Origin of the sequence: Marisediminicola antarctica, from assembly GCF_009930795.1 — a bacterium.
Lineage (GTDB): Bacteria > Actinomycetota > Actinomycetes > Actinomycetales > Microbacteriaceae > Marisediminicola > Marisediminicola antarctica.
The window spans coordinates 1,901,808-1,921,833 of the sequence record NZ_CP017146.1 but is presented as its reverse complement, the minus strand read 5'-3'; the positions used below and the strand labels follow the sequence as shown (position 1 = coordinate 1,921,833).

General features: G+C 67.0%; 18 protein-coding genes and 1 tRNA gene. 3 read left to right on the top strand and 16 right to left on the bottom strand.

The window, feature by feature from the left end:
* Positions 1-184: 184 nt before the first annotated feature.
* The 11 genes from BHD05_RS09085 to rplU all read right to left on the bottom strand — a co-directional run bounded on the left by BHD05_RS09085 (position 185) and on the right by rplU (position 8,705).
* Positions 185-261 (bottom strand) — tRNA-Ala (locus BHD05_RS09085).
* A gap of 99 nt (positions 262-360) precedes the next feature.
* A complete protein-coding gene (locus BHD05_RS09080) occupies positions 361-1,344 on the bottom strand; it encodes a hypothetical protein (protein WP_161886147.1) in 984 nt (327 codons plus the stop codon).
* Positions 1,345-1,349: 5 nt separating this feature from the next.
* Complete coding sequence (gene rsfS / locus BHD05_RS09075; protein WP_161886146.1) at positions 1,350-1,736, bottom strand: ribosome silencing factor; 387 nt, start codon at positions 1,734-1,736, stop codon at positions 1,350-1,352.
* Positions 1,737-1,771: 35 nt separating this feature from the next.
* A complete protein-coding gene (locus BHD05_RS09070; protein WP_161886145.1) occupies positions 1,772-3,376 on the bottom strand; it encodes a hypothetical protein in 1,605 nt (534 codons plus the stop codon).
* Positions 3,373-3,975 carry a nicotinate-nucleotide adenylyltransferase gene (nadD, locus tag BHD05_RS09065; RefSeq protein WP_202614180.1) on the bottom strand — a complete coding sequence of 201 codons (603 nt, stop codon included), beginning with the start codon at positions 3,973-3,975 and terminating at the stop codon, positions 3,373-3,375. Before nadD ends, BHD05_RS09070 begins: the two co-directional genes overlap by 4 nt.
* Positions 3,976-3,987: 12 nt before the next feature.
* Positions 3,988-4,182 carry a hypothetical protein gene (locus BHD05_RS09060; protein ID WP_161886143.1) on the bottom strand — a complete coding sequence of 65 codons (195 nt, stop codon included), beginning with the start codon at positions 4,180-4,182 and terminating at the stop codon, positions 3,988-3,990.
* A gap of 60 nt (positions 4,183-4,242) precedes the next feature.
* Complete coding sequence (locus tag BHD05_RS09055; protein WP_161886142.1) at positions 4,243-5,526, bottom strand: glutamate-5-semialdehyde dehydrogenase; 1,284 nt, start codon at positions 5,524-5,526, stop codon at positions 4,243-4,245.
* A 48-nt stretch (positions 5,527-5,574) separates the two neighbouring features.
* Positions 5,575-6,393 (bottom strand): glutamate 5-kinase, encoded by an 819-nt coding sequence (gene proB, locus BHD05_RS09050; RefSeq protein ID WP_161886141.1) that lies wholly within the window; start codon positions 6,391-6,393, stop codon positions 5,575-5,577.
* 8 nt (positions 6,394-6,401) lie between these two features.
* A complete protein-coding gene (gene obgE, locus BHD05_RS09045) occupies positions 6,402-7,955 on the bottom strand; it encodes a GTPase ObgE (protein WP_161886140.1) in 1,554 nt (517 codons plus the stop codon).
* 141 nt (positions 7,956-8,096) lie between these two features.
* Complete coding sequence (gene rpmA / locus BHD05_RS09040) at positions 8,097-8,366, bottom strand: 50S ribosomal protein L27 (RefSeq protein ID WP_161886139.1); 270 nt, start codon at positions 8,364-8,366, stop codon at positions 8,097-8,099.
* Between the two features lie 30 nt (positions 8,367-8,396).
* Positions 8,397-8,705, bottom strand: a complete 309-nt coding sequence (gene rplU, locus BHD05_RS09035) for a 50S ribosomal protein L21 (protein ID WP_161886138.1) — start codon at positions 8,703-8,705, stop codon at positions 8,397-8,399.
* A 242-nt stretch (positions 8,706-8,947) separates the two neighbouring features.
* Here rplU and BHD05_RS09030 point away from each other — a divergent pair, with 242 nt between their 5' ends.
* Positions 8,948-9,223, top strand: coding sequence for a DUF4031 domain-containing protein (locus BHD05_RS09030; protein ID WP_161886137.1), 276 nt, complete (start codon positions 8,948-8,950; stop codon positions 9,221-9,223).
* Between the two features lie 114 nt (positions 9,224-9,337).
* Positions 9,338-10,444, top strand: coding sequence for a calcium/sodium antiporter (locus tag BHD05_RS09025; RefSeq protein WP_161886136.1), 1,107 nt, complete (start codon positions 9,338-9,340; stop codon positions 10,442-10,444).
* A 40-nt stretch (positions 10,445-10,484) separates the two neighbouring features.
* Here the strand turns inward: BHD05_RS09025 and BHD05_RS09020 are convergent, their stop codons facing one another.
* Positions 10,485-13,247 carry an Rne/Rng family ribonuclease gene (locus BHD05_RS09020; protein ID WP_161886135.1) on the bottom strand — a complete coding sequence of 921 codons (2,763 nt, stop codon included), beginning with the start codon at positions 13,245-13,247 and terminating at the stop codon, positions 10,485-10,487.
* Between the two features lie 379 nt (positions 13,248-13,626).
* Here BHD05_RS09020 and BHD05_RS09015 point away from each other — a divergent pair, with 379 nt between their 5' ends.
* A complete protein-coding gene (locus tag BHD05_RS09015) occupies positions 13,627-14,226 on the top strand; it encodes a vitamin K epoxide reductase family protein (protein ID WP_236966487.1) in 600 nt (199 codons plus the stop codon).
* On the opposite strand, the gene ndk is transcribed toward BHD05_RS09015, so the two are convergent.
* From ndk to ileS, 4 genes are read right to left on the bottom strand one after another with little or no spacing between them, the layout of a single operon-like run.
* Complete coding sequence (ndk, locus tag BHD05_RS09010; RefSeq protein WP_161886134.1) at positions 14,223-14,642, bottom strand: nucleoside-diphosphate kinase; 420 nt, start codon at positions 14,640-14,642, stop codon at positions 14,223-14,225. The genes BHD05_RS09015 and ndk overlap by 4 nt on opposite strands.
* On the bottom strand, positions 14,639-15,052 hold the full coding sequence (locus tag BHD05_RS09005) for a DUF4233 domain-containing protein (protein WP_161886133.1): 414 nt from the start codon (positions 15,050-15,052) through the stop codon (positions 14,639-14,641). Before BHD05_RS09005 ends, ndk begins: the two co-directional genes overlap by 4 nt.
* Complete coding sequence (locus BHD05_RS09000; RefSeq protein ID WP_236966486.1) at positions 15,049-16,440, bottom strand: bifunctional folylpolyglutamate synthase/dihydrofolate synthase; 1,392 nt, start codon at positions 16,438-16,440, stop codon at positions 15,049-15,051. The genes BHD05_RS09005 and BHD05_RS09000 overlap by 4 nt, the downstream gene beginning before the upstream one ends.
* Entirely contained in the window at positions 16,433-19,738 is a 3,306-nt protein-coding gene (gene ileS / locus BHD05_RS08995; protein ID WP_161886131.1) for an isoleucine--tRNA ligase, read from the bottom strand. The genes BHD05_RS09000 and ileS overlap by 8 nt, the downstream gene beginning before the upstream one ends.
* Positions 19,739-20,026 lie beyond the last annotated feature (288 nt).

The following is a 20,026-nucleotide window of genomic DNA, read 5'->3' as shown; positions in this document are numbered from 1 at the left end:
CAGGAGGTCGGGGAGTTTCACTAGTCATACCTGTGAGGTGTGCAAGCGATTCCGAACCCGCCCGGGAACACCTCGAGGGCATTCGAAATAAGTGAGTACGAAAGCTAAAAGTGTCGAATAAACGTCGAACGGCCATCCCAAATCCCTTGTTCGGGTTTTGGAATGGCCGTCTGATCAGTACTTTTGGTGGATCCAAGGGGATTCGAACCCCTGACCCCCTGCATGCCATGCAGGTGCGCTACCGGGCTGCGCCATGGACCCGCATCGCCCTCCCGGATAGAAGCTCCGAGAAGGCAACTCCGTTAGATTACTACACTTCTGCGGCGGCGCGAACTCCACGCGGCCCCGGGCGCGTCGCGCTCACTCGGTGCCCGTGTGCTCCGCGATGCCTGTGACGCGGGCTCGCAGTGCCTGCATCGCCCGAATAGCGGACCGGACCTCCTGCAGGTGATGCTGGGGCAAGAACTGCTGGGTGAGGGCTCCGAGGTCGCTCGATGACGCATCCACCCCGACGGTCTCAACAGCGAGTCCCTGCTCCACTCCGAGCGCCTCGACTGCACCCGCAGCCTGATAGGGCACGTAGATGGGAGTGGTGACAACGAGCACCGACCGCTCGGCCGGGGAGCGGCGGTGCGCTGCCCAGAACCGGAAGGTGTCGGCGGTATTGGCGCGGCGCGCGCTCGGCTCGGACGAGGGCGCCGCGACCACGCTGAGTCGCACGCCACCGGTCGACCAGGAATAGTGGCACCAGGATGCGTGGGGGGTGTCGGCGACGTGTCGTTCAACCACCGGGTCCCCCAGCGACCCGAACGCCCGTCGCATTCCCGCGACCATAGCCTCGACCTCGTCGCCGCCGTCCACCCCCAGCTCACCAGCGAGGGCGTGTTCATCGCCCCCGAAAGCGCGGAAGCCGCCGAGAAAGGCAATGTGGCTCACAGAGAGCCCGTCCTTGAGCAGCTGGGCCGCGAATCGCGGCTTGACGATGCCTGCGCGCACCATCCCGCCTGTTAGAAGCATTGTGTCGTAACGCGAACGCGTGGGCCGCTCTCTGCCTGTGAGCCCGAGCTGCGGGGCAACCTCGACGACAAGCACGCTCTGCGTGAGCGACAGCGCCGCATCGGAGGCGAGGTTGCGCTCCCGGCCGCGCCGGAAGTCCCAGTGCGCAGCCGAGAACTCGCCGAGATAGTCGAGGAGCTCCCGCCCCTCCCTGTCGTCGGTTGTGCCGCCGAACGACTCGACAAGTCGAGCCATCGCCAAGCTCCCAGCCCACCTGTCGATCGCGAGTCGGGCGCGGGCGCGGTCACCCGGCTCCCCCCGCCACGACGGCAGCTCGATGGCTGGCACGCAGGTCAGTCGGCCTCCGGTGCCTCGATCTGCGTCGGCAGCTCAATCGGGACTACGGGGCAGTCCTTCCAGAGGCGCTCGAGCGAGTAATACATCCGGTCCTCCTCGTGGAAGACGTGCACCACGAGGTCGCCGAAATCGAGGAGGATCCAGCGACCCTCGGCCCGGCCCTCTCGGCGAAGCGGCTTCGACCCACTCTCGATGAGCTGGTCTTCGATCTCGCTCGCGATCGCGACGACGTTACGCTCGTTGCGCCCCGTCGCGATCAGGAAAATATCGGTCAGCGGCAGCGGACCAGACACGTCGAGTGCGACGAGGTCCTCAGCCTGCTTGGAGTCGGCTGCGGCGGCGGCGCGCTGCAGGAGCTGGATGGAGTGGGTAGATGCGGTCACAGTGTCCTATCGGAGAAACGGCAGTTGCCGCGGGGTTAGAAGACGTTGAAGATGAAGCCGGCCGCAACGACGCCGGCGGCGACGAGCAGGGCGCTTCCGCCGGTGATTCCAGCGATGAGGGGCAAGCGGGACTTCCGCGGTGCGGGAGCCTCGATCACCCCACGCGTGGAGGAGGTGCTGCTGACGGCGCGGATCGCGCGAACGGGGGCGGACTCCGAGGCGGCGTCCTCCCTGTCGCTCTCTTCGATCAGGGCGTCGACGTCGGGGTGGTCGAAGAGAGCCGGATGCGCGCCAGTGGACCCGAACGAGCGGGGCAGGTCGACCGAACCGGTCACCATAATCTCGCCGGTCGCGGTGACGGGGTTGAGGAGGTGGTCGATGGATGACGGCGCCGAGGGCAGGACGAGTGCGTGAGTCGTGATCGCACCGGTGGTGTGACCGACGTTGCGACTGAGCGTAGCCTCGCTCGACTGGCTCGCATCGTCGAGTGCAGCCTGGGTCGACCAGTGGCCGTACGGGGCGGCATCCGGTGCCGGCTCGACGCCGCGGCCACCATCGTGCTCAAACAGTAACGGCCCATCGTCGACTGGAACGACCGGCGATGGCGGAAGGAAGAGTGCGTCGAACGGGCTCAGTCTCTCCGGCCGCGGACCGGCCTGCGGCTGCCCCTCGAGAGGCCCGCCGAGCGGCACCTCTATTTGCGTCGGAGCCGAGATCACGGTGTCGCCGTCGAAATCGTCGGGCTCGACACGCTGGTCTGCGGCATCCGTGGCAGCGGCGCCGTCGACCTCGATGGTCTCGACCTCGATGATCTCAGCCTCGATGATCGTGGCCTCGCTGATCGTCACGTCGTCGATGATGACGCTCGCGAGGGCCTGCTCAGCGACGATGACGTCGACGGGAATATGTTCGTGCTGAGGCGCGTCTGTGTTCTGCTCGACTGCGGACAGCTCATCTGCAGACAGCTCATCTGCAGATAGCTCATCTGCGGACGGATCCTCAACAGACTCATCGTCGCCAGCATCGTGCTCGGCATCCGCCGAAACGTGTGCCTCCTCGTCGTCGCGGGGCACGTCGATCACGGCGATCGATCCGGTCAGCGCGAGGGCACCACTTGCGTCGCGCATGAGGTTGGGCGACTCTTGGCCGGCGGCCTCGGCGCGCTGGCGGAGCTCACGTAGGGCGCGCCTCGTCATCGTAAACTCAGGGGCGGCGATCTCCGTCGGCGGCGCGGCCCGCTCGGCGGCGCCGATCGTGCGAGAGGCGTCTGCCGGGGGGCTCCAGGAATCCTCCGGGGTGGACCTTGTAAGTGGTGCAAAAGTGGCCCGCCGGATGTCAGGCCGGTAGTCGCGCACGCGATACCCGGCGGCGTTTTCGTGGCTGGCCTCGTCGGAGTTTTCGTGGCCGGCCTCGTCGGCGCCCGCGCTGACATCCTCGTCAGGGGCCGTCTCGGGAGCGGGTGTCTCGGGAGCGGGTGCCTCGGCAGACGGGTCCCATTGCACGCGTCGACCGGCCGACCTGCGCGGCGGGTTTTCGCCCGCGGCTCTCTCACCAACGACCGCGTTGTCGTCGATGTCGGTCGGCGACTTCTCGCGCAGCTGGCGTCGGCTGAGCTGCGGCTGGTCGTGCCACGCTGTCATGTCGTGCTCCGATACAAATGGTGTTTGGAGATGTACTGAACGACACCGTCTGGGACCAAATACCACACTGGGAATCCCCGGTTAACCCGGCTTCGGCAATCGGTCGACGAAATTGCCAGCGCAGGCACCTCGAGCAAGCTTACGTCCTGCTCGGGTAATCCCGAAACGGAGAGCGGATGTCCCGGCCGCGTCACCGCGACGAAGTGCGCGAGTTCGAACAGCTCCACCGCGTCTTTCCAGTCGATGATCTGCGCGACGGCGTCGGCGCCGGAGATGAAGAACAGGTCGGCATCCGGCCGTTCGGCGCGAAGGTCACGAAGGGTGTCGATCGTGTAGGTCGGCCCGATCCGGTCGATGTCGACGCGGCTGACGGTGAACGACGGGTTGGATGCCGTCGCAATCACGGTCATGAGATAGCGGTGCTCGCTCGCCGTCACGCCGGTCTTCTGGTATGGCACCCCGGTCGGCACGAACACGACCTCGTCGAGGTTGAAGTGCTGCCGAACCTCGCTGGCGGCCGAGAGGTGGCCGTTGTGGATGGGGTCGAAAGTGCCGCCCATGACCCCGATTCTGGGGCGGAGCGGAGTGGAGTCGACCATCAGGCTTCTGGCCTAGTGGTGGTCTGCACCGTGACCGGCCTGGCCACCCGTCTTCTGGCTGTGCCGGTTCGCGACATCACGGAAGCTCCAGACGACAACCGCCAAGGCGAGGAAGGTGACCGCAGCGATCCCAGCGAAGACGATGGCGGGGAAGGGAAGCGAGCTCTCGGCCGTTTCGACGGCGAGGACGAGTTCGTGGACTGACATGGCGTTCTCCGTTCGGCGGCAACGGGGCCGCGGATCCCAGCGTACCGGGCAGAGTCCCGACTAGCCGCGAACGTGCCCGGAACCGCGCACAATCCACTTCGTGCTGGTCAGTTCGCTGAGGCCCATCGGGCCGCGCGCATGCAGCTTCTGGGTGGAGATGCCAACTTCGGCGCCGAATCCGAATTCTCCGCCGTCGGTAAAGCGGGTAGAGGCGTTGACCATCACGACTGCCGAGTCGACCTCGGCCAGGAAGCGTTCGGCACTGATCACATCGTTAGTGACGATCGATTCGGTGTGATGGGTCGAGTACTGGCGGATGTGCTCGATCGCGGAGTCGAGGTCGTCGACGATACGCACCGACACGTCGAGTGACATGTACTCGGTGCTCCAGTCCTCCTCGGTCGCGAGCTCGGCGTCCGCGAAGAGGTCGAGGGTGGCCCTGTCGCCGTGCACGGTGACACCCGACGCCCGTAGCCGACCGAGCACTGCGGGAAGCAGGCGGGCCGCAGATGCCCGGTGAACGAGAATCGTCTCGAGCGCGTTGCAGACGCTCGGGCGCTGCACCTTGGCGTTGTGGGTGATCGCTATCGCCCACTCCTCGTCGGCCGATTCGTCGAGGAACACGTGTACGACCCCGGCGCCGGTCTCGATGACGGGCACCTTCGACTCCAGCACGACCGTGCTGATGAGACTCGCGCTCCCCCGCGGGATGAGCACATCGACGAGGCCCCTGGCCTGCATGAGCTCCCGGGCACCCTCCCGGCCGAACTCGTCGATGGTCTGCACGGAGTCCGCGGGGAGTCCGACCGACGCGATCGCCTCCTGAATGAGCTCGACGAGAACCCGGTTCGTGTTCTCGGCCGCGCTCCCGCCGCGCAGCACGGCTGCATTGCCGCTCTTGAGCGCGAGCGAGGCGATGTCGACGGTCACGTTGGGCCGCGCCTCATAGATGGCGCCGACCACGCCGAACGGCACGCGCACCTCGCTGATACGGAGGCCGTTGGGCAGCGTGCGGCCCCGAACCGACTCGCCGACCGGGTCGGGGATCGCCGCGATCTCGACGACGGCGGAGGCGAGCGCGGCGAGCCGATCCTCGTCCAGGCGAAGGCGATCCTGCAGCGCGACGCTCAGCCCGTTCGACCGGCCGTTCTCGAGGTCACGTTCGTTCGCCGGAATGATGCGCTCGGCCCCTGCGGCAACGGCGGCCGCAATCGCGCGAAGGGCGGAGTTCTTGAGGTCCGCGGTTGCGGTGGCGAGAGTGATCGATGCCGCGCGAGCGGCGACCAGCTTGTCGGTGAGGGTTCGCGCAGTGACGGGTCGAGTGGAAACGGCGGTCTCAGTCATACCGATATCGTAGGGGCTTCCGAGCGCCCAGCCAGGGGGTGTGGTGGGTTACTGGCGCCGCGGGGCCGCGTCGAACCAGGTGCCGATGTCGGCACCTTCGAGTGCCGCAGCCACCTGCGTCGTCGCGGCGAGAAGCACCGGCGTTCCGGATGCTGCCGCGAGGGTCGCTGCGGCGACCTTCGTGCCTGCTCCCCCGGTTCCCACGCCGGCGGACCCGATGTCGCCGAACTCGACTTCTGCGAGGTCCTCCCCGAACGCGACATGGTGAATCGGCCGGGCGCCGGCCGTGCCGGGAGGCCTCGTGTACAGCGCGTCGACATCCGACAGCAGCAGCAGCAGATCGGCGCGCACGAGCTGGGTGACAAGCGAGGCGAGCCGGTCATTGTCGCCGAAGCGGATCTCGTGTGTCGCGACGGTGTCGTTCTCGTTGACAATCGGCAGGATTCGCAGGCCGAGGAGGCGTTCCATTGCGCGCTGCGCGTTGCTGCGGTGCACGGGGTTCTCGAGGTCGCCAGCGGTGAGCAGCACCTGCCCGGCCACGATCTCGTACCGGTCGAGGCAGTCCTGGTAGCGGTAGATCAGCACGTTCTGCCCGACCGCGGCGGCGGCCTGCTGGGTCGCAAGGTCAGTGGGCCGGGAGTCGAGCCGCAGGTAGGGGATGCCGGTCGCGATAGCTCCGGACGACACGAGCACGACATCCGATCCGCGCCCGTGTGCGGTCGCGAGCGCGTCGACGAGCGGGCGGATCTGTCCCGCATTTGCTCCACTGATCGACGAGGACCCGACTTTGACGACGATGCGCCCCGCGCGGGGTATTTCGGCGCGCGAGGCGATCCGACCGCTGATCAGCGGGAGCTGCTCGGGCATCGTGCGGCTCAGTCTTCCTTCGCCGCGGTGTCGTCCGGCGCACCCGGGCGCTCGACCTCGAAGCCCTCGTCGTCGTTCCACATCCCGGCGTTGCGTTCGCGCATCATCTCGTCCCTCGCGGCCGTCTTGGCGTCCATGCGCTCCAGATAGGTCTCGCGGCGCCGGCTGTGGGTCGAGCGTTGCGCCTCCGAGAGGCGTGGGTCGCTGCCGCGAGGGGCCGTCGCGAGCTCGGCGGTAGAGCTGAGGGTCGGCTCCCAGTCGAAGACGTGGCCGTCCCTGCCGATGACGACGGTGGAGCCGGCGACGGCGCCCGATTTGAACAGCTCATTCTCGACGCCGAGCTTCGCAAGCCGGTCGGCGAGGTACCCGATGGCCTCGTCGTTCGTGAAGTCGGTCTGCGCGACCCAACGTTCGGGCTTCTGGCCCACAACGCGGTAGATGTTCCCGCCGGAGCCGCCCTCGACCTTGATGACGAAGTCCGATTCGTTGACCGCTCGCGGACGGATAACGATGCGGGGCTTCTCCGGCTCGGCGGCCTTCGCCGCACGTCCCTGGGCCACGAGCTCACCCAGGGCGAAGGAGAGCTGTCGCAGGCCCTCGTGGCTGACGGTGGAGATGTCGAACACGCGGTAGCCCCGTGCCTCCAGTTCCGGGCGCACGAGCTCTGCGAGCTCCCGTGCCTCCGGTACGTCGATCTTATTGAGCGCGACGAGCTGGGGACGCTCGAGCAGCGGCAGTTGACCCTCGGGCACCGGGTACGCGGCGAGCTCGCCAAGGATGATGTCCAGGTCGCTGATGGGGTCGCGGCCGGGTTCGAGTGTGGCGCAGTCCAGCACGTGCAGGAGCGCCGTGCAGCGCTCGACGTGACGGAGGAACTCGAGCCCCAGGCCCTTGCCTTCGCTCGCGCCCTCGATCAGGCCGGGGACATCGGCGACCGTATAGCGGGTGTCGCCGGACTCGACGACGCCGAGGTTCGGGTGCAGTGTGGTGAACGGGTAGTCGGCGATCTTCGGCTTCGCCGCCGAGATGGCCGCCACAAGGCTCGATTTTCCGGCGGACGGGTAGCCGACCAAGGCGATGTCGGCGACGACCTTGAGCTCGAGGAGCACGTCACCCTCCCAGCCGGGCGTACCGAGCAGGGCGAAACCGGGGGCCTTGCGCTTGGTCGAGGCGAGGGACGCGTTACCCAGTCCTCCCTGCCCCGCGAGGGCGACGACGAATCGCATGCCGGGCTCGACCATGTCGATGAGCTCGGTGCCGTCGGTGGACTTGACGACCGTGCCGACGGGAACGGGGAGGACCATGCCCTCGCCGTGGTAGCCGGCGCGGTGGTCGCCCATACCGGGGCCGCCGTGCGGGGACGTGCGGTGCGGTGCGCGGTGGTAGCCGAGCAGTGTGGTCGTCTGCGTGTCGCTGACGAGGACGATATCGCCGCCGTCGCCGCCATTGCCTCCATCGGGCCCGGCAAGGGGCTTGAACTTCTCCCGCTTGACCGAGACGCAGCCATTTCCGCCGTGTCCTGCCTTGAGGTGCAGCGTGACCTGGTCAACGAAGGTAGCCATGATCGTGCTCCCTTCGTGCCGAGCTCTGCGGCGATTGTGGTTGCGCGGGCCTGGATGGCCGCACCGGACCGGTTGGGTTAAAGAGTGAAAGCGAGCCGAAGCCCGCCCTCACCCTGGCTGCCGAGGCAGCCCGTGCACAAACTACGCGGAGACCGCGACTGGTGCCTGGACGATGTTGACGACCTTGCGGCCACCCTTGGCGCCGAACTCGACCGAGCCGGCCGAGAGAGCGAACAGCGTGTCGTCCTTGCCCCGGCCGACGTTCACGCCGGGGTGGAAGTGCGTGCCGCGCTGGCGGACGATGATCTCGCCCGACTTGACGACCTGGCCGCCAAAGCGCTTGACGCCGAGGTACTGCGCGTTGGAATCGCGACCGTTACGAGTGGAGCTTGCGCCCTTTTTGTGTGCCATGAGTGTTCAGCCCCTGCTTTGTAGGAAAAGTTAGTTGATGCTGGTGATCTTGACGCGCGTCAGTTCGGAGCGGTGGCCCTTACGAACTTTGTAACCCGTCTTGTTCTTGAACTTCTGGATGACGATCTTCGGGCCGCGGAGGTCGGTGATGACCTCGGCGGTCACGGTGACCTTCGCGAGCTCGGACGCGTCATGCGTGATCGAGTCTCCGTCGACGAGCAGCACGGGGGCCAGCTCGATGTTGCCGTCTTTGTCGGCCTTGATTCGGTCGAGGACGACAATCGTGCCGACCTCTACCTTCTCTTGACGACCACCGGCGCGCACAACTGCGTAAACCACTTGGAACCCTAACTATTTGGATCTGACACACATCAGACAGAAAGATCATCGGCGCGCAATGCGGGCTCAGCCCAGCTCGCGCCAAGGGTCAACAATACGCGAACAAACCATGCAGGGTCAAACCTGACCGGCAGCGTGTTGCTGTGAGTTGCCAGGCCAGACCCACATCAGAACTCCGGCGAGCAGCATGAGCGGTGTCACCCGCGCCATCCGTTCCGCTCCCCCGTGCCTAGAATCACCCCATGGCAGTGCTTATCGACAAGCCTATGTGGCCCGCCCACCACACGCTGTGGTCGCACCTGGTGAGCGATGTCTCGCTCGAGGAGTTGCACGACTTCGCGGTCCGCTGCGGCGTACCAGTGCGCGGATTCGACCGGGACCACTACGACGTGCCCGCCGAGCGCTACGACGCACTTGTCGCGGCGGGAGCCGTGCCGGTGTCGAACCGGGAACTCGTGCTGCGGCTTCGTGCGAGCGGCCTGCGCGTCTCGCAGGCCGAGCGCCGCGGTACCGCCTGAGGTGGCCGTTCGGCGCAGTCGTTCGGCACAGTCGAGCGGCAGGCATCCATGACCGACACGACAGGGAGCACCGGCACAGTCGGCCCACGGGTTGCGGGACAATAGTCTGAACTCGTGGACACTCTCGACATCGTCATGGTCATCGGTGGCCTTGTGCTGCTCATTGCGGGCGGTGAAGCGCTCGTGCGGGGTGCCTCGACGATCGCGACCCGCGTGGGTATCTCACCGCTCGTCATCGGCCTCGTGGTCGTCTCCGCCGCGACGTCGGCCCCCGAACTTGCAGTGACGGTTGGTGCGGTCATCGAGGGGGAGCCCGACCTCGCGGTCGGCAACGTGGTCGGTAGCAACATCGTCAACATCCTCGTCATCCTCGGGCTCTCGGCACTCATCAGCCCGCTCCTCATCAAACGGCAGCTCGTTCGATTCGACATTCCAGTGATGGTGGGGTTGTCTGTCGCGCTCGTGGTCGTGAGCCTCGATGGGCAAATCGGCGTTCTTGACGGCGTGCTGTTGCTCGCCGGTCTTGTAATCCACACGGTCATGAGCATCGTCGTCGGTCGACGCGAGGTCCCCGACCCGAGCGCATCGCCCGACACGATGCCCCTCAACAGCACACCGGTTCCACTGTGGCTCGCGGGTCTGCTGCTGGCCGCGGGTATCGGCCTGCTCGTGCTCGGAGCTCAGTTCCTCGTCGACGGCGCGGTCAGCATCGCGACCGGCCTTGGTGTCAGCAGCCTCATCGTCGGGCTCACCGTCGTCGCGATCGGGACCTCGTTGCCCGAGCTCGCCACCTCGATCATCGCGCTGCGCCGCGGAGAGCGCGACATGGCCGTCGGCAACATTGTCGGCAGCAACATCTTCAATATCGGACTGGTGCTGGGCCTGCCCGCGATCATCTTCGGCGAGGGTATTCCGGTACCGGCGGCCGCGATCGCCCTCGACTTGCCGCTCATGCTCGCCACCGCCGTCGCCCTGTTGCCGATCGCCTTCACGGGGTTCATCGTTGCCCGGTGGGAGGGTGCGCTGTTCGTGCTTCTCTACGTCGCCTACACGCTGTATCTGGTGCTCGCTTCGACCCAGCATGATGCCGCCGACGGTTTCACCACTGTCATGCTGTGGTTCGTGCTTCCGCTGGTCGCCGTCACGCTCATCGTCGTCACCTCGTACGAGGTCGGCGTCCACCGCGGTCGCGCCACGAAAGCCGACGACCAAGCGCCGTAGTTGACGCTCGTCGCGGCGGTCTCCCGCCGCGACGAGCGGACTAGTTCTGCGAGCCGTCGGCCGGTGCCGACACGGTTCCGGCCGAGGATGCGCGGCGGGAGGTGCGCACGCGCCCCTGTCCGGCCTGGCGCGGCTCGGGAAGCGCGTCGAGCACCGAGTCGAGAATCTGCTCGGCATCATGCGTCGAGATCTTGCGAGGCGCGCGCGTCTGCCTCTTCAGGGGAAGGTCGAAAATCGCGACCGGAGTCTCGGCGGGTGTCTCCGCGGCTGTCTCCGCGGGTGCCTCGACCCGGACGGGCGCGACGACCTCGACGGTCGCCTGCTGCTCGGCGGGCTGCTCGGCGGGCTCCTCGGCGGGCTGCTCGACCGCGAGCGCGGCCAGCTGGCTCACCGACTGCTCGGCCGGTGCCGTCTCGGCCTTGGCGTGAGCCTCGACCTGGGTGAGAATCGTCGACGTCGCGATCTTGGCGAGGGCATTGCGGGCGTCCTCCGTGATCGCGTGGGTTCCCGTGCCGGACTTCGGCGCCGGAGGGGTGGGCCCTCCCCCGTTGCCGCCCTTGCGGCCGCGGCGGCCGGTCTCCGGCTGCGGCGACTGGCGGTGCTTGGTGGCCGGGTCGTGGTGGATGACGATTCCGCGGCCCGCGCAGACCTCGCAGTTCTCGCTGAACGACTCGATCAGACCGAGTCCGAGCTTCTTGCGAGTCATCTGCACGAGTCCGAGCGAGGTGACCTCGGCGACCTGGTGCTTGGTTCGATCGCGGCTGAGGCACTCGACGAGTCGGCGCAACACGAGGTCGCGGTTGGACTCGAGCACCATATCGATGAAGTCGACCACGATGATCCCACCGATGTCGCGCAGCCGAAGCTGGCGCACCAGCTCCTCGGCTGCCTCGAGGTTGTTCATCGTGACCGTCTCCTCGAGGTTGCCCCCGGAGCCGACGAACTTACCGGTGTTGACGTCGACGACAGTCATCGCCTCGGTGCGGTCGATGACGAGCGAGCCGCCGGACGGGAGCCAGACCTTGCGGTCGAGCGCCTTCTCGATCTGCTCCGAGATGCGGTGCGCGTCGAACGAGTCAGTCTCGGACTCGTAGCGCTCGATGCGGTCGACAAGGTCGGGTGCGACCTGGGCGAGGTAGCTCGAAATCGTCTCCTCGGCATCCTGACCCTCGATGATGAGCTTCTGGAAGTCTTCATTGAAGACATCCCTGACGATCTTGACGAGCAGGTCGGGTTCGCTGTGGAGCAGCGCAGGCGCCTGGGCCTTCTCGATGGTCTCGCTGATGCGCGCCCACTGCGAGGTAAGACGGTTGACGTCGAGGGTGAGCTGCTCGTCGGTCGCGCCCTCGGCTGCGGTGCGCACGATGACGCCCACGTTCTCGGGTAGGACCTCCTTGAGAATCTTCTTCAGGCGGGCTCGCTCGGTGTCGGGCAGCTTGCGGCTGATCCCGTTCATGGAGCCGTTGGGCACATAGACGAGGTAGCGGCCGGGGAGCGAGACCTGGCTCGTCAGGCGGGCGCCCTTATGGCCGATCGGGTCCTTGGTGACCTGCACGAGCACCTTGTCGCCCGGCTTGAGGGCGAGCTCGATGCGACGCGCCTGGCTTCCTCCGGAGGAGTTCTCCAGGGCGGCGGCATCCCAGTCGACCTCGCCGGAGTAGAGCACGGCGTTCCGGCCGCGCCCGATGTCGACGAATGCTGCCTCCATGCTCGGGAGCACGTTCTGCACCCGGCCGAGGTAGACGTTGCCGATCAGGCTCGCCTCCTGGGCCTTCGCGACGTAGTGCTCGGAGAGCACGCCGTCTTCGAGCACGCCGATCTGGATGCGGCCGAACTTCGCCCGCACGACCATGACGCGGTCGACACTCTCCCGGCGGGCCAGGAACTCGGCCTCGGTGATGACGGGCCTGCGGCGCCCGGCGTCACGGCCGTCGCGGCGGCGCTGCTTCTTCGCCTCGAGGCGCGTGGATCCCTTGATGCGCTGCGGTTCGGTGATCGGTTCCGGCTGCGGGCGGGGCGTGCGCACCTTGACAACGGTGTTGCGCGGGTTGGAGCTGCCCGTGTCTCGGTCTTCCTCACCGGAGCGGCGGCGCGAGCGGCGGCGGACGGTCGTCTGCTCGTCCTCGTCACGGCCGTCGTCGCGCGACTCGCCGCGGTTGTCGCGGTCGTTGCCGCCGCGGTTGTCCCGCGACTGCTGGCGCGGCGCGTAGGCCGGCAACTCGGGCGCCTGGAACAGGAGCGACGTCGAGGGGCGCGCGGGTGCGGCCGGTGCCTCGGGCGTGGTGGGCTGCTCAGCCGACTGCTCGGTCGACTGCTCTGCGGTGTCGTCTGCGGCAGGGGTCCCGTCCGCGGCAGGGGCCTCGTCTGGGGCAGGGGTCTCGGCCTTGGCCTTAGTCGCGCGGCTCGCCGCCGTGGACCGGGTCGCGGTCGACTTCGCAGCGCTCTGGCGCGTGCGGCGCGCCGTCACGGGCTCCGCCGGCGCTGCCTCCTCGGTCGGGTTCTCCGTGGGCGCGGCGGCCGCGGATGCACTGCTCGCGCGGCGTGAGCGGGATGCTCGCTGCGCCACAGCCTGCTCCAGGGCGGGCTGCTCGGCAACGGGCTGCTCGGCGGCAGGCTGCTCGGCGGCGGGCTGCTCGGCAACAGGCTGCTCAGCGGCAGGCTGCTCGCGCGGCTCGACAGCATCCGGAACCGGCGCTGCCGACTGCTCGGCGGGAACCATATCGGCGCTTCTGACGCGGCGGGACCCGAAGAGTCCCTTGCGCTTGCGCGGTGTCTCGTCGTTGTTTTCGTTGTATTCCACCATTACTGGTGCACTCCTAGCCCGCTCCGGCCAGCCGCGCTGTCCGTCGGGTACTCTCTCGAGCGCTCACTGGCGCTGGCCAGCTCCCGCGAATTCTTATCGGTTGCGCCATCAGCCAGGTGCCTCGAACCGTGCGAACACGCTCGGTGGTCGTAGTGCAGGCATCCCGGATATGTGGCCCGGGATCATCTGGCCCTGATGGCGATCGTCTTTGGTCTCACTGAACGGAACTGGCTATCCGACGCTGCACTTAATGGAGCGGTCCGGTTTGATGCCCGGAAAGCCTTCTTTGGCGTCGTCCGAGCGCGGCTCGGATGACTACCCGAAATTATCGCATGCACCCGCAATTTCTGCCGCATTTACTCCGTGCGATAATCCGAGAGTGACCTCCACAGCTCGAACCAGCCGCCCCATTCCGCTTGCGATTTTCTTGGTTTTTGCCGGGGTGGTCGGCTTCGTCGCGGCGTTTGCTCTCACGCTTGAAAAGTTCGCCGGACTTGTCAATCCGGGCGAGGCGGCCGGCTGTGACTTCAGTGTGCTGGTGCAGTGCACCAAGAATCTTGAGTCCGCCCAGGGGTCGACGTTCGGGTTCCCGAATCCGCTCATCGGGCTCGCGGGGTTCACTGCGGTGATCGCCGTCGGGGTCGGGGTGCTGGCCGGCGCCCGCTTCGCCCGCTGGTTCTGGGCACTGTTCAATCTGGGCCTACTCGGGGCGTTGGCCTTCGTCGCCTACCTGATCAGCACGAGCATCTACTACCTGGGCACGCTGTGCCCGTGGTGCATGGTCGTCTGGTCGGTCACGATTCCCGCGTTCATCGCCGTGACCCTGTACAACGTGAAGGCTGGCGTGATCCCCTTGCCTGGCAGGCTACGGCGAGCCCTGGGTGGGGCCTACGCGTGGACGCCCTTCCTCACCCTGCTCTGCTACATCGTCGTCGCGCTGCTCGCCCAGCTGCGACTCGACGTGATCCGTTACCTCTAGTCGAACCAGAGGGCCAGTTCGCGTTCGGCCGACTCCGGGGAGTCCGAGCCGTGCACGAGGTTCTGCTGTACGGCGAGGCCCCAGTCGCGGCCCAGGTCGCCGCGGATCGTGCCGGCGGCAGCCGTGGTCGGATCGGTCGTTCCCGCGAGTACGCGGAAGCCCTCGATGACGCGGTTTCCGGCGACGCGGATCGCCACGGATGGACCGCTCTCCATGAATTCAAGGAGAGGCTCGTAGAACGGCTTGCCAGCGTGCTCTTCATAGTGCGTGCCGAGCCGGCCGCGGTCGGCCTCGACGAGCTTGATGTCGACGAGCTTGTAGCCCTTGGCCTCGATGCGCCGCAGGATCTCTCCCGTGAGGTTGCGCACGACTCCGTCGGGCTTGATCAGAACGAGTGTTTCTTCGACGTGTGTCATGGGGTTTCCTTCGTGTCGGTGGTGGAGGTATCGGTGCTGTCGTCGGGGAAAAGCGCGGCGTTTCGCTTGTCGAGTCGTCGGCCGGTGATGAAGCAGTAGGTCCAGAGGGCCACGAAGATCGCGCCGATTCCGAACATGAGCGGCTCGAGCAGGCCGGTGAGGATGATGACAAGCTGCATCAGCCAGCCGACCCAGACCGCCCACTCGTAGCGCATGACGCGCCCGAGGGCGAGGAGAGCCACGAACAGCACTCCCCCGCCGATGAATGCCGCGGCCGGGGGCAGCGCGTCGAGCGCGAACACGACGAGGGTCAGGAAGAACACCAGCAGCGCCTCGAGCACGAGCACGATCGAGAGCAGCGATTCGGTGGCCGATCTGCGCCGTGGCGCCCGTCGTTCGCGCGGGCTCACCTCTTCCAGCCCTCGCGATCGGCGATGGCAATGGCGTCACCGACAAGCGTGACCGACCCGGTGACGAGCACGGCCCGCTTCGCCGCTCCCCTCGCCCACTCGCGGGCGCTCGCGAGCGCCTCCTCGGCACCAGCGAAGACCTCGTACGAATCGGGTCCGGCCACTTCGCGCACGATCTCGCCCAGCTCGTCCTCGTCGATGGCGCGAGCCGAGCTCGACCGGGTGACGTGGAAACGGCTCGCGATCGGGGTGAGCGCGCCGATGATGCCAGCGGCGTCCTTCTCATCGAGCGCGGCAACCACGACGCAGACCTCGTCGAAGGTGAAGTACGTCGCCACCGCGGACGCGAGCGCGCCCGCCCCGTCGGGATTGTGCGCGGCATCCACGAGCACACTCGGCTCGACCCCGACAACCTGCAGCCGTCCCGGTGAGGTCGCGGTGCCGATTCCCTCGGCGAGTACGTCTCCCACGAGCATCTGGCTGCCGCCGCCGAGGAACGATTCGACCGCGGCGATCGCAACCGCGGCGTTCTGCGCCTGATGGTCTCCGAACAGCGGCAGGAAGAGGTCGCGGTAGGTGCCAGCGAGGCCCTTGACGCTGATCACCTGTCCCCCCACTGCAACGGAGTTCTCGATCAGAGCGAACTCCTCGCCCTGGGCGACGACGGTGGACTCGGTGAGCTCGGCCGCGTGCCGGAGCACCGCGAGAGCGTCGGGCTGCTGCACTGCGGTGACAACGCTCGCGAGTGGCTTGATGATGCCCGATTTGGTCTTGGCGATCTCGAGCACGGTGTTGCCGAGCCGCTGGGTGTGGTCGAGCGAGATCGGGGTGAACACCGCGACCTGGCCGTCACCGACATTCGTGGAGTCCCATTCGCCGCCCATGCCGACCTCGATCACGGCGACGTCGACCGGGGCATCCGCGAAGCACGCGAACGCGAGCGCGGTGAGCGCCTCGAAATACGTGAGCGCGAGCTCGCCCGCCTCAATCAGCTCGTTGTCGACCATCGCGATGTACGGGGCGATGTCGTCCCAGTTGGCGACGAAGGCCTCGTTCGAGATGGGCTCGCCGTCGACCACGATGCGCTCGTTGACGCGCACGAGGTGCGGGCTGATCATCAGCCCGGTGCGAAGCCCGTAGGCACGCAGGATGCTCTCGGTAATGCGGCTCGTGCTCGTCTTGCCGTTCGTTCCTGTGATGTGGATGATCGGGTAGGTGCGCTGCGGGTCGCCGAGCAGCTCGAGCACCTTGCGGGTCGGCCCGAGCCTCGGCTGCGGGTTGGCCTCACCGATGCGGGCCAGCAGCTCGCCGTAGACGCGATCGGCCTGCGCCTGGAAGAGCGCGTCGTTGCTCAGTTCAGGATCTTCTGCGTCGCGGTTCTTAGACATCGACACCCCTTCCGTGCACCGACAGCTCGATGACGATTGCTTCATTGTTGGAGTAACGGCCGGCGGGCACGGTGGCCCGGTAGGCGCCCGCCTCGCCGGCGACGGCGGCGGCCGTGTCGAGTTCGACGGGGGCGTGCCACGAGGTCGAGAGTGTGGTCGCGAGCGTTTCCTCGCCGATCATGCTCTCATAGGCCCGGGTTCCGGAGAATTCCGACTCGGATCCGAATGACAGGGTCAGGTCGATTCGGTCGCTCACCTTGAAACCGGCGGCCTTGCGGGTGTCTTGGATCGCCCGCACGAGGTCGCGGGCCAGGCCCTCCGCCTCGAGCTCGGGTGTCGTCGCAGTGTCGAGCAGCACGAATCCGCCGCCGGGCAGGAATTCGATCGCCTTCGAGTCATCCGCCGATTGCAGCTCGAGCTCGAATTCGCCCGCCAGCAACTCGATCCCGCCGACGACGACTCCACCGTCGGTCTGCTCCCAGTCGCCGGACTTCGACGCCCTGATCACGACCTGCACGTTCTTGCCGATCCGTGGGCCGACCACCCGAGAGTTCACGCTGAGGCGCTTCGTGATGCCGAACTCACCCAGGCTCGACTCCTCGAGGACCCTGAGCGAGACCTTCTTCACGTTGAGCTCGTCACGCAGGATGTCGGAGAAGTCAGACAGCCCGTCGATCGACTCGGCGACGACCGTGAGCTCGGCCAGCGGAAGCCGCACGCGCTTGCCGGTCGCCTTGCGCAGGGCAAGCGCCGAGGAGGCGATCTCCCGCACCCGGTCCATCGCGCTGACGAGCGCGGCGTCCGCCGGGAACGCCCCGGCGTCCGGCCAGTCGGTGAGGTGAACGCTGCGTCCGCCGGTGAGCCCCTGCCAGATCTCCTCGCCGATGAGCGGGATGAGCGGGGCGGCGACCCGGGTCACCGTCTCGAGCACGGTGTAGAGCGTGTCGAACGCGTCGCGGTCATCGCCCGCCCAGAACCGGTCGCGGCTGCGGCGCACATACCAGTTGGTGAGAACATCGGCGAAGTCGCGCAGGGTCGCCGTGGCTGCCGGGCTGTCGAGAGCCTCGAGCTGCGCCTCGACCTCGTGGATGAGCAGGCGGGTCTTGGCGAGCAGATACCGGTCGAGAACATCGCTCGAGTCCGTGCGCCAGGTCGCGTCGTACCCGGCGGCGTTCGCGTAAAGGGTGAAGAAGTACCAGGTGTTCCAGACGGGCAGGATGAACTGCCGTACGGATTCGCGGATGCCCTCCTCTGTGACGACGAGGTTGCCGCCACGGATCACCGAGCTCGACATGAGGAACCAGCGCATCGCGTCCGCACCGTCACGGTCGAAGACTTCGCTGACGTTGGGGTAGTTGTTGAGGCTCTTCGACATCTTCTGCCCGTCGGAGCCGAGCACGATGCCGTGGCTCACGACATTGCTGAACGCGGGGCGGTCGAAAATCGCCGTCGACAGGGCGTGCAGGGTATAGAACCAGCCGCGCGTTTGGCCGATGTACTCGACGATGAAGTCGGCGGGGTTGTGGTTCTCGAACCAGTCCTGGTTCTCGAACGGGTAGTGAACCTGCGCGAAGGGCATCGAGCCGGAGTCGAACCAGACGTCGAGGACGTCCTCGATGCGACGCATCGTCGAGGTACCGGTGGGGTCGTCCGGGTTGGGGCGGGTGAGCTCGTCGATGTAGGGACGGTGCAGGTCGGTCGGGCGTACCCCGAAGTCCGCCTCGAGCTCGTCGAGCGAGCCGTAGACGTCGATGCGGGGGTACTCGGGGTCGTCGCTCTTCCACACCGGGATGGGAGATCCCCAGTAGCGGTTGCGCGAGATCGACCAGTCGCGGGCATTGCCGATCCACTTGCCGAACTGGCCGTGCTTGACGTTCTCGGGCACCCAGTTGATCTGCTCGTTGAGCTCGCCCATCCGGTCGCGAAACTGCGTCACGCGTACGAACCAGCTCGAGACGGCCTTGTAGATTAGCGGATTGCGGCAGCGCCAGCAGTGCGGGTAGCTGTGCTCGTAGCTGGCGAGGCGCAGCAGGCGCCCGCCGGTGCGCAGCAGCTGGATGAGCGTCTTGTTGGCCTCGAATACCTGGAGCCCCGCGACTTCCTCAATCTGCGGCAGGAACTTGCCGCCGTCGTCGACCGAGATGATGACGGGGATGCCGGCGGCGGCGCACACGACCTGGTCGTCCTCGCCGTAGGCGGGTGCCTGGTGCACGATACCCGTGCCCTCGCCCGTCGCGACGTAGTCCGCGACGAGTATCTGCCAGGCGTTCTCGGTGCCCCACTCCTCGGCGTCGGCGTAGTAGTCCCACAGCCGGTCGTAGGTGACACCGTCGAGCTCGCTGCCGAGCACCGTCGAAGTGACGGCGGCGCGTGCCTCGTCGATCGAGGCATAGCCGAGGTCCTTGAGGTAAGCGCCGACTGTGTCGCTCGCGAGGAGGTAGGAGGCCACGCCCTCGGCCGACCCATCGCCGGCGCCGAGCGGGCCGCTCGGGATAACGGAGTACTCGATGTCCGGCCCGACGGCGAGGGCTGCGTTGGTGGGCAGCGTCCACGGTGTCGTCGTCCAGGCGAGGGCTTTCACGGCGGTGAGGCCGAGCGCCTCGGCCTTGACGCCGTCGAGCGGGAAGGTGACCGTGACCGACTGGTCCTGGCGCATCTTGTAGACGTCGTCGTCCATGCGCAGCTCGTGGTTCGAGAGCGGCGTCTGGTCGTGCCAGCAGTACGGCAACACCCGGAATCCCTCGTAGGCGAGGCCCTTGTCGTACAACTGCTTGAAGGCCCAGATCACGGACTCCATGAAGGTGACGTCGAGGGTCTTATAGTCGTTCTCGAAGTCGACCCAACGGGCCTGCCGCGTGACGTACTCCTCCCACTCCCCCGTGTACTCCAGCACCGATTTGCGGGCCACATCGTTGAACGCGGCGATGCCCATCTCGTCGATCTGGTGCTTCTCGGTGATGCCGAGCTGGCGCATCGCCTCGAGCTCGGCGGGCAGCCCGTGGGTGTCCCAGCCGAATCGGCGGTGCACCTGCAGCCCGCGCATGGTCTGGAACCTGGGGAAGAGGTCCTTTGCGTACCCGGTGAGGAGGTGGCCGTAGTGCGGCAGTCCGTTGGCGAACGGCGGTCCGTCGTAGAAGGTCCACTCACGGCAGCCCTCGCGGTTCTCGATCGAGGCGCGGAAGGTCTCGTCGCCTTTCCAGAACGCGAGGATGCCGCGCTCGATGGCCGGGAAGTTCGGCGACGGCGAGACCGGTCGCGCTGCGCCGGCATCCGGGCTAAATCCCTTGGGGTAGTTCATGTCTCTCCTCGGCAGGCTTGGTGCACAGTGGGCCTGTGCTGCACGAGGACGACTCCCCGGCCGTCAGACCGGGATGTCGCGGTACCACCCCGCTTGCCCCACGAGAAGTGGAACCGCTCATTTCGTTGGCGTTGACGGGCCAGACCCGCTCGGTTCTACCGGGCCTCATCCCGGGGGATTCGGCCTCTCTTCCGAGGACTCCCCGGTGATGGCCGGATCGCTGTCGATCTGTCGATTCTAGCCGGATGCTCGAGGGGCAGATAACAAACACACAACGGTCCCGACCTC

Bases quoted from the DNA above. Each gene is read 5' to 3' on its own strand.
- BHD05_RS09055 (WP_161886142.1), bottom strand. From the start codon at position 5,526: ATGACTGAGACCGCCGTTTCCACTCGACCCGTCACTGCGCGAACCCTC.
- BHD05_RS09070 (WP_161886145.1), bottom strand. From the start codon at position 3,376: ATGACAGCGTGGCACGACCAGCCGCAGCTCAGCCGACGCCAGCTGCGC.
- BHD05_RS09020 (WP_161886135.1), bottom strand. From the start codon at position 13,247: ATGGTGGAATACAACGAAAACAACGACGAGACACCGCGCAAGCGCAAG.
- ndk (WP_161886134.1), bottom strand. From the start codon at position 14,642: ATGACACACGTCGAAGAAACACTCGTTCTGATCAAGCCCGACGGAGTC.
- BHD05_RS09000 (WP_236966486.1), bottom strand. From the start codon at position 16,440: ATGTCTAAGAACCGCGACGCAGAAGATCCTGAACTGAGCAACGACGCG.
- BHD05_RS09030 (WP_161886137.1), top strand. From the start codon at position 8,948: ATGGCAGTGCTTATCGACAAGCCTATGTGGCCCGCCCACCACACGCTG.
- obgE (WP_161886140.1), bottom strand. From the start codon at position 7,955: ATGGCTACCTTCGTTGACCAGGTCACGCTGCACCTCAAGGCAGGACAC.
- ileS (WP_161886131.1), bottom strand. From the start codon at position 19,738: ATGAACTACCCCAAGGGATTTAGCCCGGATGCCGGCGCAGCGCGACCG.
- nadD (WP_202614180.1), bottom strand. From the start codon at position 3,975: ATGGTCGACTCCACTCCGCTCCGCCCCAGAATCGGGGTCATGGGCGGC.
- BHD05_RS09060 (WP_161886143.1), bottom strand. From the start codon at position 4,182: ATGTCAGTCCACGAACTCGTCCTCGCCGTCGAAACGGCCGAGAGCTCG.
- rpmA (WP_161886139.1), bottom strand. From the start codon at position 8,366: ATGGCACACAAAAAGGGCGCAAGCTCCACTCGTAACGGTCGCGATTCC.
- proB (WP_161886141.1), bottom strand. From the start codon at position 6,393: ATGCCCGAGCAGCTCCCGCTGATCAGCGGTCGGATCGCCTCGCGCGCC.